Source organism: Lysinibacillus composti (genome assembly GCF_016908465.1).
Lineage (GTDB): Bacteria > Bacillota > Bacilli > Bacillales_A > Planococcaceae > Ureibacillus > Ureibacillus composti_A.
The window spans coordinates 1-18,434 of record NZ_JAFBDY010000014.1 but is presented as its reverse complement, the minus strand read 5'-3'; the positions used below and the strand labels follow the sequence as shown (position 1 = coordinate 18,434).

14 protein-coding genes, 5 tRNA genes and 1 rRNA gene are annotated in these 18,434 nt (G+C 35.2%); all 20 read right to left on the bottom strand.

The genetic code is table 11. The features are described from left to right. Positions 1-9: 9 nt before the first annotated feature. The gene (locus tag JOD29_RS13840) at positions 10-831 is read right to left on the bottom strand and encodes a substrate-binding periplasmic protein (RefSeq protein WP_124765795.1); all 822 of its coding nucleotides are present in this window, start codon (positions 829-831) and stop codon (positions 10-12) included. Positions 832-849: 18 nt separating this feature from the next. Next, complete coding sequence (locus tag JOD29_RS13835; RefSeq protein ID WP_158610575.1) at positions 850-1,473, bottom strand: TetR/AcrR family transcriptional regulator; 624 nt, start codon at positions 1,471-1,473, stop codon at positions 850-852. 242 nt (positions 1,474-1,715) lie between these two features. Next, on the bottom strand, positions 1,716-2,903 hold the full coding sequence (locus JOD29_RS13830) for an amidohydrolase (RefSeq protein WP_124765791.1): 1,188 nt from the start codon (positions 2,901-2,903) through the stop codon (positions 1,716-1,718). 107 nt (positions 2,904-3,010) lie between these two features. Next, positions 3,011-4,435, bottom strand: coding sequence for an MFS transporter (locus tag JOD29_RS13825; protein WP_124765789.1), 1,425 nt, complete (start codon positions 4,433-4,435; stop codon positions 3,011-3,013). Between the two features lie 538 nt (positions 4,436-4,973). After that, positions 4,974-6,776: a glutamine--fructose-6-phosphate transaminase (isomerizing) gene (gene glmS, locus JOD29_RS13820; RefSeq protein WP_124765787.1), complete on the bottom strand. Its 1,803-nt coding sequence runs from the start codon at positions 6,774-6,776 to the stop codon at positions 4,974-4,976. Between the two features lie 607 nt (positions 6,777-7,383). After that, the gene (locus tag JOD29_RS13815; protein ID WP_124765785.1) at positions 7,384-7,908 is read right to left on the bottom strand and encodes a type 1 glutamine amidotransferase domain-containing protein; all 525 of its coding nucleotides are present in this window, start codon (positions 7,906-7,908) and stop codon (positions 7,384-7,386) included. Positions 7,909-8,025: 117 nt separating this feature from the next. After that, a complete protein-coding gene (gene glmM, locus JOD29_RS13810) occupies positions 8,026-9,378 on the bottom strand; it encodes a phosphoglucosamine mutase (protein WP_124765783.1) in 1,353 nt (450 codons plus the stop codon). An 89-nt stretch (positions 9,379-9,467) separates the two neighbouring features. Continuing rightward, positions 9,468-10,559 (bottom strand): CdaR family protein, encoded by a 1,092-nt coding sequence (locus tag JOD29_RS13805; RefSeq protein WP_124765781.1) that lies wholly within the window; start codon positions 10,557-10,559, stop codon positions 9,468-9,470. Beyond that, a complete protein-coding gene (cdaA, locus tag JOD29_RS13800) occupies positions 10,552-11,388 on the bottom strand; it encodes a diadenylate cyclase CdaA (protein WP_124765779.1) in 837 nt (278 codons plus the stop codon). The genes JOD29_RS13805 and cdaA overlap by 8 nt, the downstream gene beginning before the upstream one ends. Before the next feature lie 470 nt (positions 11,389-11,858). Continuing rightward, positions 11,859-12,491 (bottom strand): anti-sigma factor family protein, encoded by a 633-nt coding sequence (locus JOD29_RS13795; RefSeq protein WP_124765777.1) that lies wholly within the window; start codon positions 12,489-12,491, stop codon positions 11,859-11,861. 16 nt (positions 12,492-12,507) lie between these two features. Then, positions 12,508-13,071 carry an RNA polymerase sigma factor SigW gene (gene sigW, locus JOD29_RS13790; RefSeq protein WP_124765775.1) on the bottom strand — a complete coding sequence of 188 codons (564 nt, stop codon included), beginning with the start codon at positions 13,069-13,071 and terminating at the stop codon, positions 12,508-12,510. A gap of 615 nt (positions 13,072-13,686) precedes the next feature. Beyond that, a tRNA-Gln gene (locus JOD29_RS13785) sits at positions 13,687-13,761 on the bottom strand. A gap of 9 nt (positions 13,762-13,770) precedes the next feature. Then, positions 13,771-13,854, bottom strand: a tRNA-Tyr gene (locus JOD29_RS13780). A gap of 13 nt (positions 13,855-13,867) precedes the next feature. Then, a tRNA-Val gene (locus JOD29_RS13775) sits at positions 13,868-13,943 on the bottom strand. A gap of 35 nt (positions 13,944-13,978) precedes the next feature. Beyond that, positions 13,979-14,053: transfer RNA gene (locus tag JOD29_RS13770), tRNA-Glu, on the bottom strand. Between the two features lie 120 nt (positions 14,054-14,173). Beyond that, positions 14,174-14,248 (bottom strand) — tRNA-Asn (locus tag JOD29_RS13765). A gap of 197 nt (positions 14,249-14,445) precedes the next feature. Beyond that, positions 14,446-15,720 carry a TRAP transporter large permease gene (locus JOD29_RS13760; RefSeq protein WP_124765773.1) on the bottom strand — a complete coding sequence of 425 codons (1,275 nt, stop codon included), beginning with the start codon at positions 15,718-15,720 and terminating at the stop codon, positions 14,446-14,448. Further along, positions 15,717-16,214, bottom strand: coding sequence for a TRAP transporter small permease (locus tag JOD29_RS13755; RefSeq protein ID WP_124765771.1), 498 nt, complete (start codon positions 16,212-16,214; stop codon positions 15,717-15,719). The genes JOD29_RS13760 and JOD29_RS13755 overlap by 4 nt, the downstream gene beginning before the upstream one ends. A gap of 65 nt (positions 16,215-16,279) precedes the next feature. Further along, positions 16,280-17,311, bottom strand: a complete 1,032-nt coding sequence (locus JOD29_RS13750) for a TRAP transporter substrate-binding protein (protein WP_124765769.1) — start codon at positions 17,309-17,311, stop codon at positions 16,280-16,282. 1,029 nt (positions 17,312-18,340) lie between these two features. Continuing rightward, positions 18,341-18,434, bottom strand: a 5S ribosomal RNA gene (rrf, locus tag JOD29_RS13745); the annotation flags it as partial.

Sequence of the window (18,434 nt, the reverse complement as noted above, 5' to 3'; positions counted from 1 at the left end):
CCTACTTTCTTACTCTGCTGGTGGCGCTTCGTCAAACCATTTCACAAAGATTTCTTCATACGTTCCGTCGGCTTTCATTTCTTCAAGTGCCGTATTTAAAGCATTTACAAGTTCTGTGTTCCCTTTTTTAACTGCAACAGCTGCTTTGTCAGATTTAATTGCTTCACCAACCGCTTTTACCGCATAACCATTTTCCTCAATGATTGGTTTTAATGCATAACTATTGTTAATAGTGGCATCAATTCGTCCTGCATCTAGGTCTTTTAATGTTGTAATCACATCATCGTACGTATTAATCTTAAAGTCACCAACTTCTGGCATTAATTCTGTACGTAAATACGTTTCATCATTAGTACCTAAACCAACCCCGATTGTTTTTCCAGGGAAGTCCTTTACCGATTGAATATCCGAATTGTCTTCTTTCACAATTACTTTTACTTGGTTTGTAATATAAGGTTCTGTAAAGTCTATTTGTTTTTGTCGTTCTTCTGTAATGGTTACTTGGCTGACTAAAATATCGAATTTATCTTTTTGCAAACCTGGTATTAGTCCTGAGAAATCTTGTGCTACAAATTCTGCTTCAACGTCTATACGTTCTGCTAATTCTTTCGCTATATCCACGTCAAACCCATCGTATTCTTTATTTTCATTTAAGAAGTTATATGGAGCGTACGTTCCCATAATACCCACAGTCATTTTTCCTTCTTGTTGTATCTGTTCAAGGGCATTTAACTCTTTGTCTTCCGTTTCTTTCGTAGTATTGTTGCCACATGCAGCTAATGCAAGTGACGAAACGGCTACAAGTGTCATTAACCATTTTGCTTTTTTCATGATGTTTTTCCCTCCTGTTTATACACCGAATATCCCGAAGAATTCAAAGTGTACTGTTTCCTCAATAATTTGTTGTAGTGATTTTTGTTGCAAAACATTGGTTGAAGATGTTGTATTAAATAGCCATCTTGATAAAACACCTTCAAGAAGACTCATGATAAAAACAGCTTGCATAGCGGGATCTACTTTTTCAGCGACCATATTTAATTCTTTCGCTCTAGTTATATTGTTCTCAAAAGCAGCTTCCATATTCGCTTTAATCGTATTGACTTTTGCTTGTAAATCCGTCTGGGAATGAATTCCCTTTAAAATAATTAGCATTAAAAATGGGTTTTCTTCAGCAAATTTAAAAATATGTTCAAAAATACTTGCAGATGATCTTAATGATTCCTGAACATCAACTTTTGTAACACGATATCCAATATTAATTGCTTCTAATATTTTTTGCTGACCTTCTTCTAGCATCTCTAAGCAAATTGCTTCCTTACTTTCAAAGTACCAATAGAATGTACCTTGGGAAACACCAGCTTTCGCCACGATATCAGAAACTTTTGTATTCTCATATCCTCTGGTTGCAAAAAGTTCTAATGCGATTTGTAATAATTGCCGTTTTCTTTCCTGCCTGCGATCTTGTGCTTGCAACGTCACACCTCCTGACTGACTCATCAGTTAAGTAATTAAAATCCTACAAGTTTACTTATAATTCGTCAATCATTTTGTCTTGAGTTTTCTACAAAAATGAATTTTTTATAATGTAATATATATAAAATTTACTTTCTCCCATGCAGAACCTTCTTATAAATAAACGTTTGTTTTTCAAAAAAAAGTCATCTCCCCATTTACAAGCTTGGAGAGATGACTACTTTTATCAGTTCATTTAAATCTTAGTCTAATTCATAATAACCACAAACAACATGGCCTACTGCTTTTGCAGCAACTAGAAGAGCATCTTCATCTATATCAAATTTAGGATGATGATTGAAATAAGGTTTTTCCACTCCTTTTGGTGTACAACCAATGTAGAAGAAAGTTGAAGGGAACTTCTCAGCATAATAGGCAAAATCTTCAGATGGTGACATTGGTGGAATTTCCTTAACTTCTGTAATCGCATCATCATTTGCATTTCTTAAAAATTCAGCAACTTTTTCTGTTAATTCTGGATTGTTATACAATGGTGGATAGTCATTTTCATACGTTAATTCACAAGTAACATCAAATTCCACTTCTAAACCTTTTACAAGTCTTCTTACTTCTTCTTCAATTCTTGCTTTTGTTTCTAGTGTCATGTATCGAATGTCGCCTTCAAGTTCAACACTATCTTTAATAACATTAAATGTTCCTTTTCCATCAAACGATCCAATTGTAATAACTCCAATATCAAATGGACTTAAGCGACGGCTAATTACCGTTTGAACTGCTGTAACAAAATGAGCACCTGCCACGATTGCATCATTCGCTAAATGCGGAGAAGAGCCATGCCCACCTCTACCTTGAATTTTTAATTTTAAATATGCTCGACCATTAAAAGCAAAACCTGAATTATAACCGACAAATCCAGATGGTCCTATTGGTAAAAGGTGTATACCAAAAACATTATCTAGATCATCAAGAACACCTGATTCTACGATACTTTTCGCTCCACCTGGTGGTACCTCTTCTGCATGTTGGTGAATGATTTTAATGGTACCAGGTATTTCGTCTTTTAATTGAATCAAACAATCTGCTAACACAAGTAAGTATGCCGTATGACCATCATGACCACATGCATGCATGACACCCTCATTTTTTGATTTAAAAGGAACATCAGCTTCCTCATTAATCGGAAGTGCATCGAAATCAGCTCGGAGACCAATATTTTTCCCAGGTTTCCCGCCCTTAATTGTCACAACGATTCCATATCCATTCCCTACATTTGACTGCACTTCAACGTCTTTTCCGTTATAAAAGTCAAGAATATACTTTGCTGTTTTTTCTTCTTTAAAAGAGATCTCTGGATTTTCATGTAGATGTCTGCGAATTTCAATCATTTCGTCTTTACGAGATTCAAGCATTTCCATTAATTTTGTTTTCAAAAGAATGCACGTCCTTTATTCAATATGATTATGAAAATGATAATGCGATTAATTTTATTTAGAATGCGTATTAGATTATTTAATTAACCAATACGCATTCCTGCTTTTTATTTTGCACCCATTGCTAGTTTTTTACTTACTTTTTTAGATGTTGCTGCTGTTTTACCCGCATTATTAGGAACAAGGAACATTACCGATACAACTGACAGAACACCGAAGATGATATTAACAATTAACCCTACTAAACCTGCAGTGTGATAATCTCCACTTGCTGCTACTGCACCATAGGCTGTTGCTGAAATTGCAACACCAAATGCTCCACCTAATGAACTTGCCATTTTATAAACTCCCGCTGCTTGACCTACTTTGTCTGAAGGTGCATTTGATACAGATGTATCTGTAGAAGGTGTTGCATAAAGTCCTAAACCTAGTCCATATAAAGCAAATCCGATAAATACAACAACAGTATAAGTAAACCCTGGTAAGAATGTTAAAGCCATCATAGCAACACCAACTGTTGTAATGATTCCGCCCCAAACCATAGGCTTCTTAGCTCCGACTTTTTGTAGGATTTTTTCACCAACACGAATCATTGCTAATACAACAAATAAATAACCTAATGATAAAATACCTGATTGTAGAGAAGTGAAGCCTCTACCTTGTTGTACATAAGTATTTGTAACAATTAACGCACCAGCAATCGCGTTAAGTAAGAAGTTAGAAATTGTCGCACCTGTGTATGCTTTGTTTTTAAATACTGCAAAATCAACTAAAGCAACCTTTTTACTTTTTTCAACTTTAATGAACACAATTAAACCAATCACTGCAACCGCTAGAGCGATTAGTGTATTAACACTTGTCCAACCCCAATCCGCACCGTAGTTAATAAATAAGTTTAATGCTAACATTGTAACAATAAAGATTCCTAAGCCAGCATAGTCAAATTGGAACTTACCAGATGATTCTTGTTTACTTTCTGGTGTATCTTTCAGTAAGAATAATCCAACGATTGCAAAGACAATTGAGAAAATGAAAATCCATCTCCAACCTAATGATGTTGCAATGGCCCCACCTGCAAATGAAGCGAACCCTGAACCACCCCAAGAACCGATTGACCAGAAACTTAATGCACGTTGGCGATCTGCACCTTCAAAATACGCTTTCATCAAAGCAATTGTTGATGGCATAATGAACGCCGCGGAAATCCCTTGAATAATACGTCCAATAACTAATAACATTGCACCTTGAGCAAATACTAAACAAAGTGAACCAATAATACTTAAAATAAAACCAATAACCGCTATTTTTTTGCGCCCAACTTTATCTGCAAGACCACCTGCTGCAACGATAAATAGACCTGAGAATAAGGCAGCTAAACTAATTGCTATGTTTAGTGTTCCGATGGATACGCCTAAATCTGCTTGTACATCCGGAACAACATTAACCATTGATTGAGCAAATAACCAGAACGTAATAACACCGAACACAATACCAATAATCATTTTGTTTGTGCCTTTATAACCATTTTCCATTTTTAGTCCTCCTATATTAACTGTACATTCTACTTTTTCTTTAAAACCTTAGTAATGCATTTTTTAGACGTAAATATTAAGAATTAAATTAGATAAGAATTATTACACTATAGAAATTTAATGAAACAAGAGATTATTTAGCTACTTTTTACTTATTACTTATTTTTCTTTATATCCTCCTTTCGTCCTTTCCTACACGTCTATTATAAAAAAGCTCCATTAAAAAAGTGAGTCATTATTTGTGTATAATCTTATGATTTGAGCTCAAAATTTCAACTTACAAAAAGTTACATCAAAAAAGGAGGGTAATAATTTGACTTCACCACTAAGCTAAAAGAAAAAATCATTGATGCATATTTGCAACAATGACCTTCATCAAGTTAAAATTTGATTTACATACTATTAATGATTTACCTGCTTCTGTGCTAAATGCGAATATTAAATTTAGATACAAAAAAGAACCGAGAAACGTACATTAGTACATTCTCGGTCCTGGATCTTTAAGAGTAATAAATTATTGTCTTTTTATTATTAAACATTATTCAACCGTTACAGATTTAGCTAAGTTACGTGGTTTATCGACATCACAGCGACGGTGAAGTGCTGCGTAATAGCTAATTAATTGTAATGGAATTACTGAAACTAGCGGTGTTAATATTGGATGTACTTTTGGGATGATTAGACGGTCGCCTTCTTCCTCAAGTCCTTCCATCGAAATAATACATGCATTTGCTCCGCGCGCTACTACTTCTTTTACATTACCACGGATATTTAAAGCAACTTGCTCTTGTGTTACAAGGGCAAATACAGGTGTGCCATCTTCAATTAAAGCAATTGTTCCATGCTTTAATTCGCCACCAGCAAAACCTTCAGCTTGGATATATGAAATTTCTTTTAATTTAAGAGCACCTTCTAAACTTACGTAGAAGTCAGCATTACGTCCAATAAAGAATGCATTACGAGCAATTTTTAAATAATCTTCTGCAATTTGCTCTAATTCATCTTTTAAATCAATCATTGATTGAATACCATTCGCAGCAATTGCTAATTCTGTTTTTAAATCAAAATCAATATTTTTACCTTCAGATTTCCCTTTTACATACGCTGCAACTGCCAATACCGCTAATTGTGCAACATAAGCCTTTGTTGAAGCTACAGCAATTTCAGGACCTGCATGTAATAATAAAGTATAATCCGCTTCACGTGATAAAGTTGAACCCGGAACATTTGTAATCGTTAATGCTGGATAACCTTGTTCTTTAATTTTCACTAATACTTGGCGGCTATCTGCAGTTTCTCCTGATTGCGTAATGAAAATAAATAAAGGTTTCTCTGATAATAAAGGCATATTGTAGCCGAACTCACTTGAAATATGAACTTCAACAGGAATCCCAGCTAATTTTTCAAAGTATTGCTTTCCAAGTAAACCAGCATGGTAGCTAGTTCCTGCAGCAATAATATATAAACGGTCAGCATTAGAAATTGCATCTAAAATATCTTGGTCAATTGCTAAATCTCCGTTTTCATTTTCATAAGCTTGAATAATTTTACGGACAACAGCTGGCTGCTCATCCATTTCTTTAAGCATGTAGTGAGGATATGTTCCTTTTTCAATATCACTCATATCTAATTCTGCTTTGAATGGTTTACGCTCAATTTGACGACCATCTAATGTCGAAATTTCAACACGATCTTTGTGAACTAATACTACTTCTTTATCACGAAGTTCAATGAATTGATCTGTAACTTGTAACATTGCCATAGCATCAGAAGCAACAACGTTAAACCCGTCACCAACACCTACAAGTAATGGTGATTTATTTTTCGCAACGTAAATTGTGTTTTCATCTTCACTGTCTAATAAAGCTAACGCATATGAACCGTGTAATAAAGATAACGTTTTGCGGAATGCATCAACAGTAGTTAGCCCTTCATTAGCGAATAATTCAACAAGTTGTACGATTACCTCTGTATCTGTATCTGATTGCATTTGGATACCTTTTAAATAAGCTTTTTGTAGTAAGTGATAGTTTTCAATTACCCCGTTATGAACTAAAGTAAATCGGCCAGATGCACTTTTATGAGGATGCGCATTTAATTTATTAGGAACACCATGTGTAGCCCATCGAGTATGGCCAATTCCGATATGCGCAATTACATCGTCATTTACGGCTGTTCTTAAGTCAGCAATACGACCTTTTTCTTTAAAGACTGTAATACCTTCTGCATTGTGCAGAGCAATACCAGCTGAATCATAGCCACGGTATTCTAATTTTTCTAGACCTTTTAATAAAATCTCTTTCGAATCTAATTCGCCATTATATCCTACGATACCACACATATTATTTATCCTCCGATGATGAGCAATAACAAAACTTCGTTAATAAGAGTATTTAAAAAACTACAAATGGTTATTTTGCGGTGGAATTCTGATTAAAACCACTTTTACATCAAAACCTTTGCAGTTCAATATTGCTCAAGTTATTATTTGCCTTTTTCGTTTTCCTGTCCATAAAATCACTTTTATGTTTTAAAACGAAAATAACGATCGGGCATTCGACCGGGAGGCATCCGCCGAAATATCGATAATCCTCCACCTCGTCAACTAAGGATTAATTTTCCGTCCTATTTCCTTAGCTCAGGCGCTTTCATTGTTTTCCTAGTAATTTCTATAGCGCTAATTATTCCTCCTTATATGCGCTCGCTTGATTGGTGTTGGTAATATTTTCTTATATTCAAACACCAAGCATTTTCATCATACATAATATGCAAACTCTCGTCAATCACTTGTATATATAGAACTAATATTGTAATAAATATTTAATTATGTACACCTTTGCGTAATAGTAAACAGATTTTTTCATATAGATTAGATTCTTTACTAAGGTACGTTCCTCTATTTGCTAGGATAAAAATTTCCACCAGGTAATTAGCCTGGTGGAAACAACTTATACTTCCTTTTCCTTTAGCACATTAACAATTTCACGATTAAAAGCAGGAAGATCCTGAGGAGTTCTACTTGTAACTAGTTGATTCTGACAAACAACTACTTCTTCATCACGGAATTTCGCGCCCGCATTTTCTAAATCTACTTGGATTGATTTATATCCTGTAATGTCACGGCCCTCTAAAGATCTAGCTGTAATTAACAGCTGTGGTCCATGGCAAATAGCAAAAACAGGCTTCATTTCTTTCATAAATGATTTTGCAAATGCCACAACTCGGTCATCATCACGCAGTAAATCTGGCGAGAATCCACCCGGAATAAATAGCGCATCGAACTCTTCTGGATTTACATCTGAAATACCAAAATCGATCTCAACTCTTACTTCTCCTTGTTTTCCTCTAATCGATTTATTTCCTTCTTTATCAATCGTTACAACTGTATGACCTGCAGCTTCAAGTGCTTCTTTCGGACTTGTAAATTCAATATCCTCAAATTTGTCTGTTATTAAAGTTGCTATTTTTGCCATCATGTTCACTCCTTTTTTCACTGTACACCTAATACTATTTCCGAATATATTTCGTGCTAAACAAAAAACCAGTTCACAATGAGGAAAAGTTCATTGTCAAACTGGTTTTACATGATCTTATTCTGCTAAGCCCATTTCTTCACGTACTATGTTTGCAATTCGATTAACATAGTTTTCACATTCTTCTTCAGTAGCTGCCTCTACCATGACACGGACTAATGGTTCTGTACCAGAAGAACGAACCAATACTCGGCCATCATTACCCATTTCAGATTCAACCTCTTCGATGACCGCAGCCACTTTTTCGTTATTAGTTACTGCATGTTTATCCGTAACACGTACATTTACCAAACGTTGTGGGAATACTTTCATTTCAGATGCAAGCTCAGATAATCGTTTATCAGTTACTTTCATTATATTCACTAATTGAATAGCCGTTAATAAACCATCACCTGTAGTATTGTAATCAAGGAATACAATATGACCTGATTGTTCTCCACCTACGTTATAATCATTTTTACGCATCTCTTCTACAACGTAACGATCACCTACAGCTGTTTTTACACTTGTCATTCCGTTTTGTTCTAAAGCTTTATAGAATCCCATATTACTCATCACAGTCGAAACAATGGTATTTTTCTTTAGACGACCAACACTGTTTAAATATTTTCCAATAATAAACATAATTTGATCTCCATCCACGATTTTGCCATTTTCATCAACGGCGATTAAGCGATCCCCGTCACCATCGAAAGCTAGTCCTATATCAGCACCGCGCTCAAGTACATATGCTGCAAGTTTTTCTGGATGTGTTGATCCAACACCTTCGTTAATATTTAAACCATCTGGTGATGATCCCATAGACGAAATATCTGCCTCTAAGTCAGCAAATAAATGTGTTGCTAATGAGGAGGTTGCTCCATGTGCACAATCAAGCGCAACATGAATATCTACGAAATCCTCGTCTACTGTTTGTTTTAGATAAGATATATATTTTTGTCCACCTTCAAAGTAATCACTAACAGATCCTAAATCCTTGCCGGTAGGTCTCGGTATTGTATCTTCTTCCGAGTCAATATATTGCTCAATTTCATTTTCTTGTGCATCAGTAAGTTTAAAACCGTCTGGACCAAAGAATTTAATACCGTTATCTGCTACTGGATTATGAGATGCTGAAATCATAACACCCGCATCAGCATTCATAACACGTGTTAAATACGCTACTCCTGGTGTACTAATTACACCTAATCGCATAACTTCTACTCCGATTGATAAAAGGCCAGCCACTAAAGCACCTTCTAACATGTGACCTGAGATTCGAGTATCTCGCCCAATAATTACTTTTGGACGATCTTTTGCATTCTTCGTTAAAACATATCCACCAACTCGTCCAAGTTTAAATGCAAACTCTGGCGTCAATTCACTATTAGCGACTCCACGGACGCCGTCAGTTCCGAAATATTTTCCCATTCCTTTTCTCTCCTTCAATGCTAGACATTCCATGCTTCATTAATGACATTTATATACTGTAATTTCTAGTTTTGATGACTTGATTATTATTATTGTAATGGTTGTTCATTTGTATTATCTTCCACATTTACATCTGTTTCTGTTTCAGTCTCTGTTGTTCCTGTATCTGCACCACCCGTATTATTCGTATTATTAGGTGATGTTGTTGGTGTTTCTTCTGGTTTAACTTCTGGAACCACACGTTTGAGATCTACCTGGATATCGATTGTTTTAGATGAAAGTCTTGTTGCTCCATTTGGTAAACTAAGGTCAACCTTGTAAGCTCCAGATTCTTCAATTTCCGATACGTCAAATTCTACGACTAATTCTGCAAATGCGTCAATAATAGATTTTGGTCCATACACTGTAATCCGGTTACTTTCAGGGGTTAAGCGCCTAATGGTTACGCCCTTTGGTGGACTTCCTTTTTGTTTAATGACAATTGGAATTTCACGTTTATATTCGTAAACATCAACTTTCACTTTTACACTTTCCGGCTCTATGACGACATCAAGCTTGTTTAAATTACTATCTAGAACTTTTACGTTAGCATTCTGTTCAAAAGGAGCTTTGATCCCAGGTTCACCTGTTACGGTTGCTTTTACATAGCTGATACTCTCGATGACACTTTTAGCTCCAGTTATAAAAACAGTACCGGGATCAGCTATCATACCGTTTAATTCATAACCCTCATGTATTAAGCGGTTATTCATTTCCGGTTCTACACGCATTTCAGCCGTTACTTTCTCCTCTATAACAACATCTACGGTCTTTGGTTCGATGGATACATCGAGTTTATCCGACAGATTTTCATAATCAATTGTGACTTGATGTTCACCAATTAGCAATGAATTTAAGTCTACAAATACTTTAAAATCCTTTGCTAGTTTTGTTTGTAAAACAATTGGTTTCGGACCTTCAATTGTCACATCTACCGTTTTTGGCAACCCTGATACAATTAGATTCTCATCGTCATAATATACCTCTAGTTCAACATCAGTAATAATGTCCACATCGGTATTTGACGTTGTATTATTTTGGTCATTATCGTTTAACTCCGCTTTTACATATAAGAAAAGCAATATTGCTAAGACAAGAGCCGTAACTCTCAATACCCAATAACTATCAAATAGTTTATCCATTCTTTTTCCCCCTCCAAGTCCACTTAGAGGCTACTTCCGAATCTTGATCGGGCCCAAACCACATTTTACGTAATTGTTCTTCAAATTCCTCAATAGAAAGATTCCTGTATAAGTTACCATTTCTCGTTAAGCTTACTGCACCTGTTTCTTCTGACACAACAATTGTAATCGCGTCTGTTACTTCGCTTAATCCCAGGGCGGCTCTATGACGTGTACCTAACTCTTTTGAAATAAACGGACTTTCAGATAGAGGTAAATAACATGCGGCAGCAGTAATTTTATCCTTTTTCATGATAACTGCACCGTCATGTAACGGGGTATTTGGGATAAAAATATTAATTAACAGTTCAGAGGTAATATCCGCATCTAATTTGATACCGGTTTCAATATATTCATTGAGACCTGTTTCTTTCTCAATAGAGATTAGCGCACCAATTCGACGTTTAGCCATATAACTGACTGCCTTCTTCATTGCTTCAATAAGGCGTGATTGCTCATCTTCTAGCTGATTAGTTGCCCTTTGAAATATCTTCCCTCTCCCTATTTGCTCTAAGGCACGCCGGATTTCAGGTGTAAAGATAATAATAATTGCGAGGAATCCCCAATCAATTACCTCCTGAAGCAACCATCCTAGCGTATCAAGGGCAAATATTTCCGTAACAATTCTTGCTATAACAATAAAGAATAGCCCTTTTAACAATTGAACAGCTTTTGTTCCTTTAATGAGGGTTAGAAGTTTATATATAACGTACCAAACGAGAAGTACATCTAAAAAGCTAAAAACAACACTTACAGGAGTTAAGTCTATAAATTGCTCAATAATTTGCATGTGGCATCCCCCACTTTTCCTAGCTAATCATAAATCAACCACGCCTCCGCGTAATTTTGGCCATAATATGTATGAATGTAAGCCAATTCAGACACTGTATTACATGTCTGTTAGCTTGTTGTCACATAAATGTGACATACTTTTGGCTCTCACTACATTAGGAGGCTTTAATACATCTGGAAATAAAAATTGAGACAGACAGAAGAACATGTCAATTGTCTATTAATGTCCTTAAGAAGTTGAATATGGTTATAGACAGTATATCACAATATAACCAAATAATGCTTTCCTCACGAAATAGGAGCTGTGACATTAGCCGTAGTCACAGCCCCTATTTCGTTTACTTTATTCTTTTTACGCAATTTCATCCACGTATATGTTCGTATAAATGGTAGTAAATTTATAATATATAATACAATGGCAATTTTGTAGTCCAACCTAATTAAATTTTTATATTGATTTAATTATTTTTACTCATTATTTTTTTCTCCCGAGTCGAATAGTGACATAAAGTCATTGGCCATCGATTTCATCTCATACCAAATCCATTCAAAAACTTCATCAACCTCTTCAATTTGCCCTGTTACAACAGCTGTAGAGGCCATATATTCTCCATTAATGACTGTTACATTTCCATCCACTTCACCTTCAATAACAATATCACCATTTTTTACAACGATATCGCCTTTTACAACTTCACCTGCGGGAACAATAACCGTTTCTCCTTCAACTACTAAATTTGGTTGTTTGGTTACAGAAAACTGATTATCATTTGGATAGTTACCTAGTAACGTTACACTCATAAATAAAAAGAATACTGCAGCTGCAATGAAAAGAGGGTGTCTTCTAATCCACTTTTGTACACCTACACCGTGTACTCTTTTTGGCAGACGATTCATTACCTCATTTTCGAAATGTGGAGGTGCAGAAATATGCGATGCGCTCTTTACAAAAGCAATTGTGTCACTGAGTTGATGCATATGTTGTTGGCAATCAGAGCACATTTGTAAATGTTTTTTCAATTGCTGTTCATGTTCACGACTAATATCGCCATCTAAGTATTCGTGCATATAGTCAACAATATATTCTGGACACGTACTCATGCTTTTCCCTCCTACATTACAAATTGTTTAATTGCTTACGTAGAGCTTCGCGCCCTCTATGAATTCTAGTTTTGACAGTGCCTAAAGGCATATCTAATATTTCGCTAATTTCCTGTAGCGATAATTCTTCAATATATTTTAATACAATCACCGATCTGTATTTATCAGGTAATCTGCTTATTTCATATTGTATGCGATCTTGGAGCTCCATTTGCTCGACAGTTTCTTCAGGCAATTTTTCGTCTGCTGCAATATGTGAATACATATCCAATCCATCTGTACCTGCAATTTGTGCGTCTAGATAATAATCTGGCTTTTTCTTTCTTATACGATCAATACATAAATTAGTTCCAATTCGATATAACCAAGTGGAAAATTTCCTTTTTTGATCAAAAGAATGAAGATTAATATAGGCACGTACAAATGCTTCCTGTGCAATATCCTCAGCTTCCTGTTTGTTTCCTAACATACGATAACAAATTTGATACAGCTTGTGCTGGTAGAGGCTCACGATATCTGTAAATGCGTTTTGATCACCTTTAAGCACTTGTTTTATTCTTTTGTTCACTAACGCATCCATTGTGTTTCCTCTCCACCTTCTTTGGCTCACTACTACTTACGATAAACTGAAAAAAAAGTTTCATTTAAAATTTATTATAACAAAATTCAGCAGTTCGTAATAAAGGCTAATTTAGCAAATTAATCCATTTATCATGAGCCTTTTGCATTATTTTACCTACAGTAAGTTTTCACCAAAAAAAGTGCAGATTAACGTAACTGCAGCATCTGCCGTTTAAACTCATTTTGATTATTCATTCACACTCGACTAAAATATCGCCTTCATCTAGGATTTCGTCTATGTTGACCATTATTTGAAGGAACCCCACTAATTGATACTCTTTCATTTCCCATCTATCTTCCCCTTATTGTTCCTTTATTTTATAGTGTGAGACGCATATTGCACAACTAAGCAGGTTTTTAGATTTTTGTTTAATTTTAAATACAACACACCTTAATAACATGCTATCGATTGTTCATTGTTTTATGAATGGGTTATCGCAGAGGCTTATACAGTTTTAATTTAATCTACAATCTCAAATTTGAATAAATAAAAATCCTTCACTCTATTGAGTAAAGGATTGGATTAAAGTATGTATTTGATCAACCTGTTGAGCTTTACCATTTATAATTTTAATGGCTGGGGTACCAGGATTCGAACCTGGGCATGACGGAATCAAAATCCGTTGCCTTACCGCTTGGCTATACCCCATTAGTAAAATGGTGGAGGGGGACGGATTCGAACCGCCGAACCCGAAGGAGCGGATTTACAGTCCGCCGCGTTTAGCCACTTCGCTACCCCTCCAGCTTAACACTTTTGGTGGAGGATGACGGGCTCGAACCGCCGACCCCCTGCTTGTAAGGCAGGTGCTCTCCCAGCTGAGCTAATCCTCCATTTTAGAAAGTGTATTTATAAGCTTAATAAATTTTGGTGACCCGTACGGGATTCGAACCCGTGTTACCGCCGTGAAAGGGCGGTGTCTTAACCACTTGACCAACGGGCCTATGTAGTTGGCCGTCTCAAACAAGACATTTACTATATTAACATCATTAATAATACAGTGCAACACTTTTTTACTTTTTTTCATTGGATTATAGATCATTTTTTCAAAAAAAAAAAAAAATGGCTCCGAAGGTAGGACTCGAACCTACGACCAACCGGTTAACAGCCGGTTGCTCTACCACTGAGCTACTTCGGAACGTTGTTAAGTACATTGATTATTATAGCAAAAATTATCATGTATGCAAGCGAAAATTGTCAAAACAATTAATTTATTCCAACTTTGACCACTATTATTTTATACAATCACAATTTTTGGGGTTTATACTTATTCTTTTCTAAGATAAAAATTTAGCTACTCAACATTCATCTGAATTGTTGAGTAGCCTTCTTTTTTTACTCTACTTCACCAATTAAGCCAATTGCTAATTCTGGGAAGAACGATAGAACTACAATTAATAACAACATAATAATTGCATATGGGTAAGAACCCTTTACAATCTGACTAATCGTTGAAGATTTATCTATTCCTTTTAATACAAATAGATTCAAGCCAACTGGTGGCGTAATTAACGCTAATTCAAGTGTTATAACTAAAATAATCGCAAACCAAATCGGGTCAAATCCTAAAGCAGTAATAATTGGATATAAAATTGGAACAGTAATTACTAAGATTGATATTGTTTCTAGGAACATACCTAAAATTAATAGGACAATTATGATTAACGCAAAGATTATCCATCTTGAAACATCAAAAGAAGTTGCCCAATTTGTAATATCCTGTGGAATTTGCAATATTGTCATTACAAAACCTAATAACATAGCTCCAACCATAATCATTAAGATCATTGCATTTGTCTTAACTGTTGATAGTAACATATCTTTAATCGTTTCTTTATTGATACTTTTATAGACTAACCAAGCAATGAGGAAGCTTAGGAATACCCCAACAGCTGCAGCCTCTGTTGGTGTGAAAATTCCCGTATAGATTCCACCAATTATAAGAATTGGTAAGAGTAATCCCCAAATCGCTTTTTTAGAGGCCTCCATACGCTCAGCCCAAGTTGCAGGCGCCTCTTTTATATGACGAGTTTTCCATGCAGCATAAACCATAAAAATAAGCATTAATAGAAGTCCCGGTACAATACCAGCAATGAATAACTTCCCGACAGATTCTCCAGTTACCGATCCATAAACTATCATCGGAACACTTGGAGGAATTAAGATACCTAATGTCCCCCCTGCTGCAAGTAATCCTAATACTTGTGTTTTATCATAACCACGTTTTGTCATTTCAGGAATAGCAACCATCCCAACGGTTACAGCTGTTACAACACTAGAACCTGAAATTGCAGAAAATATAGCACAACAAAATACTGTTGCAATTGATAAACCACCTGGCAAATGTCTAAACCATCGACTTGCCATTTCATATAAATCTCTACCTACACCTGATATTACAAGAACTTGGCTCATAAGTACGTACATTGGTAGAGCTGTTAAAGTAAAGTCATCTAATGTTTTATATGAGATAATTGGGATTTGTGGAAAGGCAAGTGTTCCTCCATTAAAAAAGAACATTCCCCCAACAGCTAATAACCCTAAGGCAAACGCCACAGGTAAACCTAGAAGTAAAAGCGCGATTAAACCACCTGTAAAGAATAATTTCATAAATGGTCCCCTCCCTGATGCGCTTTTCCGTCAATAATTTGCAAAATAAATGCTAAGGACATTAAAAATCCACCAATTGGTAAAGCCATTTCAGGAATATACATAGGAATCCGTAATAACGAAGCAGAAGTTGTACCAATTTCATATGTATTCATCACATGATGAAGGCTATAAAATGTAAAAATAGATGTAAATAATAATCCTAATAAACTTGTTAAATAACCTAAAACTACTTTTCCTTTATATGATACTAAATTAATAATTAAGTCGACTGTAATATGAGAATATGTACGAATTGCATATGCACTACCTAAGAAACAGCTAGCAATAACCGCATAAACAGATAATTCAGTTGCCCAAGAAGTTGGCTTATCAAAAAATGATCTAGAAACAACTTCATAACAGGTCATAATAGTTGTAAGAATAATTAATATTCCAGAGATTATCCCAGCAAATTTGATTAATCCGTCAACAGCCTTATATAATGCTGACATTAAATCTCTCCTCCTTTAAATGAAACGGAACAGAAAGGGATTCCCCTTCTGTTCACGATTGAATGTTATTGCACTAAATCTAATAATTTCTGACCTTGTTCACCATTGTTTTCAATGAATTGGTCAATTACTGGTTGTGCTTTTTCTTTCCATTCAACTAATTCTTCTTCAGGAACTACATAAACTTCCATACCTTTTTCCTCAAGTTCTTTAGCAGTTCGTTCGTCTTCAATTTTAGCTTGTTCACGAATCCATTGTTCTTGTTCTGATGCTACTTCTTCAATTAAAGTTTGAGTTTTTTCTGGTAGTTTATCCCAGTACGCTTTATTCATTACTAATGGGAATTGTAAAGATGCATAATTGTTAATTGTTAAATATTTTGTAACCTCATTGTAGTTACGCTGAAGCATCGCAGTTGTACCAGATGTAGCACCATCAACAGTACCACGTTGTAATGCAGTATAAACTTCACCACTACCCATAAACGTTGGTGCACCACCATAAGCTTCGATTAATACTGATGGAATATCTCCGAAACTACGGAACTTTAAACCTTTAAAGTCATCAGGAGTTTTTAATGGACGTACGCTATTGGCAAATTGTGAGAAACCATAATCGCCAAATAGAAGTACTTTTGCCCCTTTTGCTTCCATTGCTTGACGTAAAATATCACCGAATTCCCCAGCTAAAGCTTCACCAGCTTGGTTGTAGTCAGTAAAAATATATGGTAAATCTAAAGCACCTAATTCAGGAACTGTCGATGACCAAAGTGTAGCTGAGTTTAATCCTATTTCTACACCACCAGTTAGAATTGATTGGTTCATATCTTTATCACTTAACAACTGACCAGAAGGATATACTACTACTTCAACTTGTCCACCTGAACGTTCTGTTACTTGTTTTGCAAATTCTTCAATACCTTTTGAAATATGGTGTTCTGCTGGTAAATTATAAGCTAAGCGAATTGTTGCCTTTTCATAAGAGTCTCCACTAGCTTCTCCACTCGTTGTTGTTGATTCTTCATTCTCTCCACCACCACAAGCTGCAAGAATTGTAGCAATAGTTAATACCATAATTAAGTTCCAAATCTTCTTCATCACTTATTCTCCTTTTTCTTTCTATTTTCTCATTCTTACACTCTAAAAATAGTTACACCTTCTTCATACGTATTATATGAATTTACAAACCCTAATCCCCTTGTATTATGTAATTGAACTGTGACAGGAGTATCTCCCGTATATTTATTACTTTTAAAAGTAAGTCATAGGCAATTTTGCTTTTGGTATAGCTATTCCAATTGTATCTGCAATCGATATTCGATCTACATTCACTTTTACTAGGCTAACATCGATAATTAATATGTTAGGACTGCCAGACAATTAATCACCTAGCATTGTTGTTTGAAATTTCAGATAATTATTAAAACATTACTCTGTTGTGTTCACCTAGTTTATGTCTATCCACTTGATTTCGACGAGGATTTCAAAAAGCTAAGGTCAAGCAATCTAACCATGATAAAGGTAGCTTATGTATGACGTGCTAGTTTTTTATGGGTCTCTTTAAGCCGGCTGCTCAACCTTTATAACCTCTGTTTTCCGAACTAAGATAAAATTATACTTGCATAAGGGCTAGCCACTTTCTAGTTTAAGTACCCACACTCCCTTAAGCGGTAATTTCCGGTTTATGTAATACAACTTCTAGTTTTCTTACGCAGAATTGTTAGATTTATCTAACTATTTAAATTAGTCTTTTCATAGATTAATAAACTTTTATATTTAAGTCAATAACTATTTTAATTTTATTCTAACTATTCGGAAATATATTTATATAATATTCTTACACTTTTTAGCTTTTTTAAGTTTTGCGTAGTATATTTCCAACATTTCAAAATATTCTAGACAAGTTAGAACCTTTTATCTTCTTACCATCTGTTTCTCTTGTTCTTTATTTTAATTATTACTCTTTTTCTGAGTTACTATAAATGTTACATGGGAATGTAATACAAATTGATTGGTTGAGTTTAATAGTTTGCTAGTTCTATTAATTTGGAGTTTTACTTTCTTGCGTAGGTTAGAAATCAATAATAAAAAAGCCACTACCGATTTTAATCAGTAATGACTTTTTGAGCCTAGCGATGTCCTACTCTCACAGGGGGAAGCCCCCAACTACCATCGGCGCTAAAGAGCTTAACTTCCGTGTTCGGTATGGGAACGGGTGTGA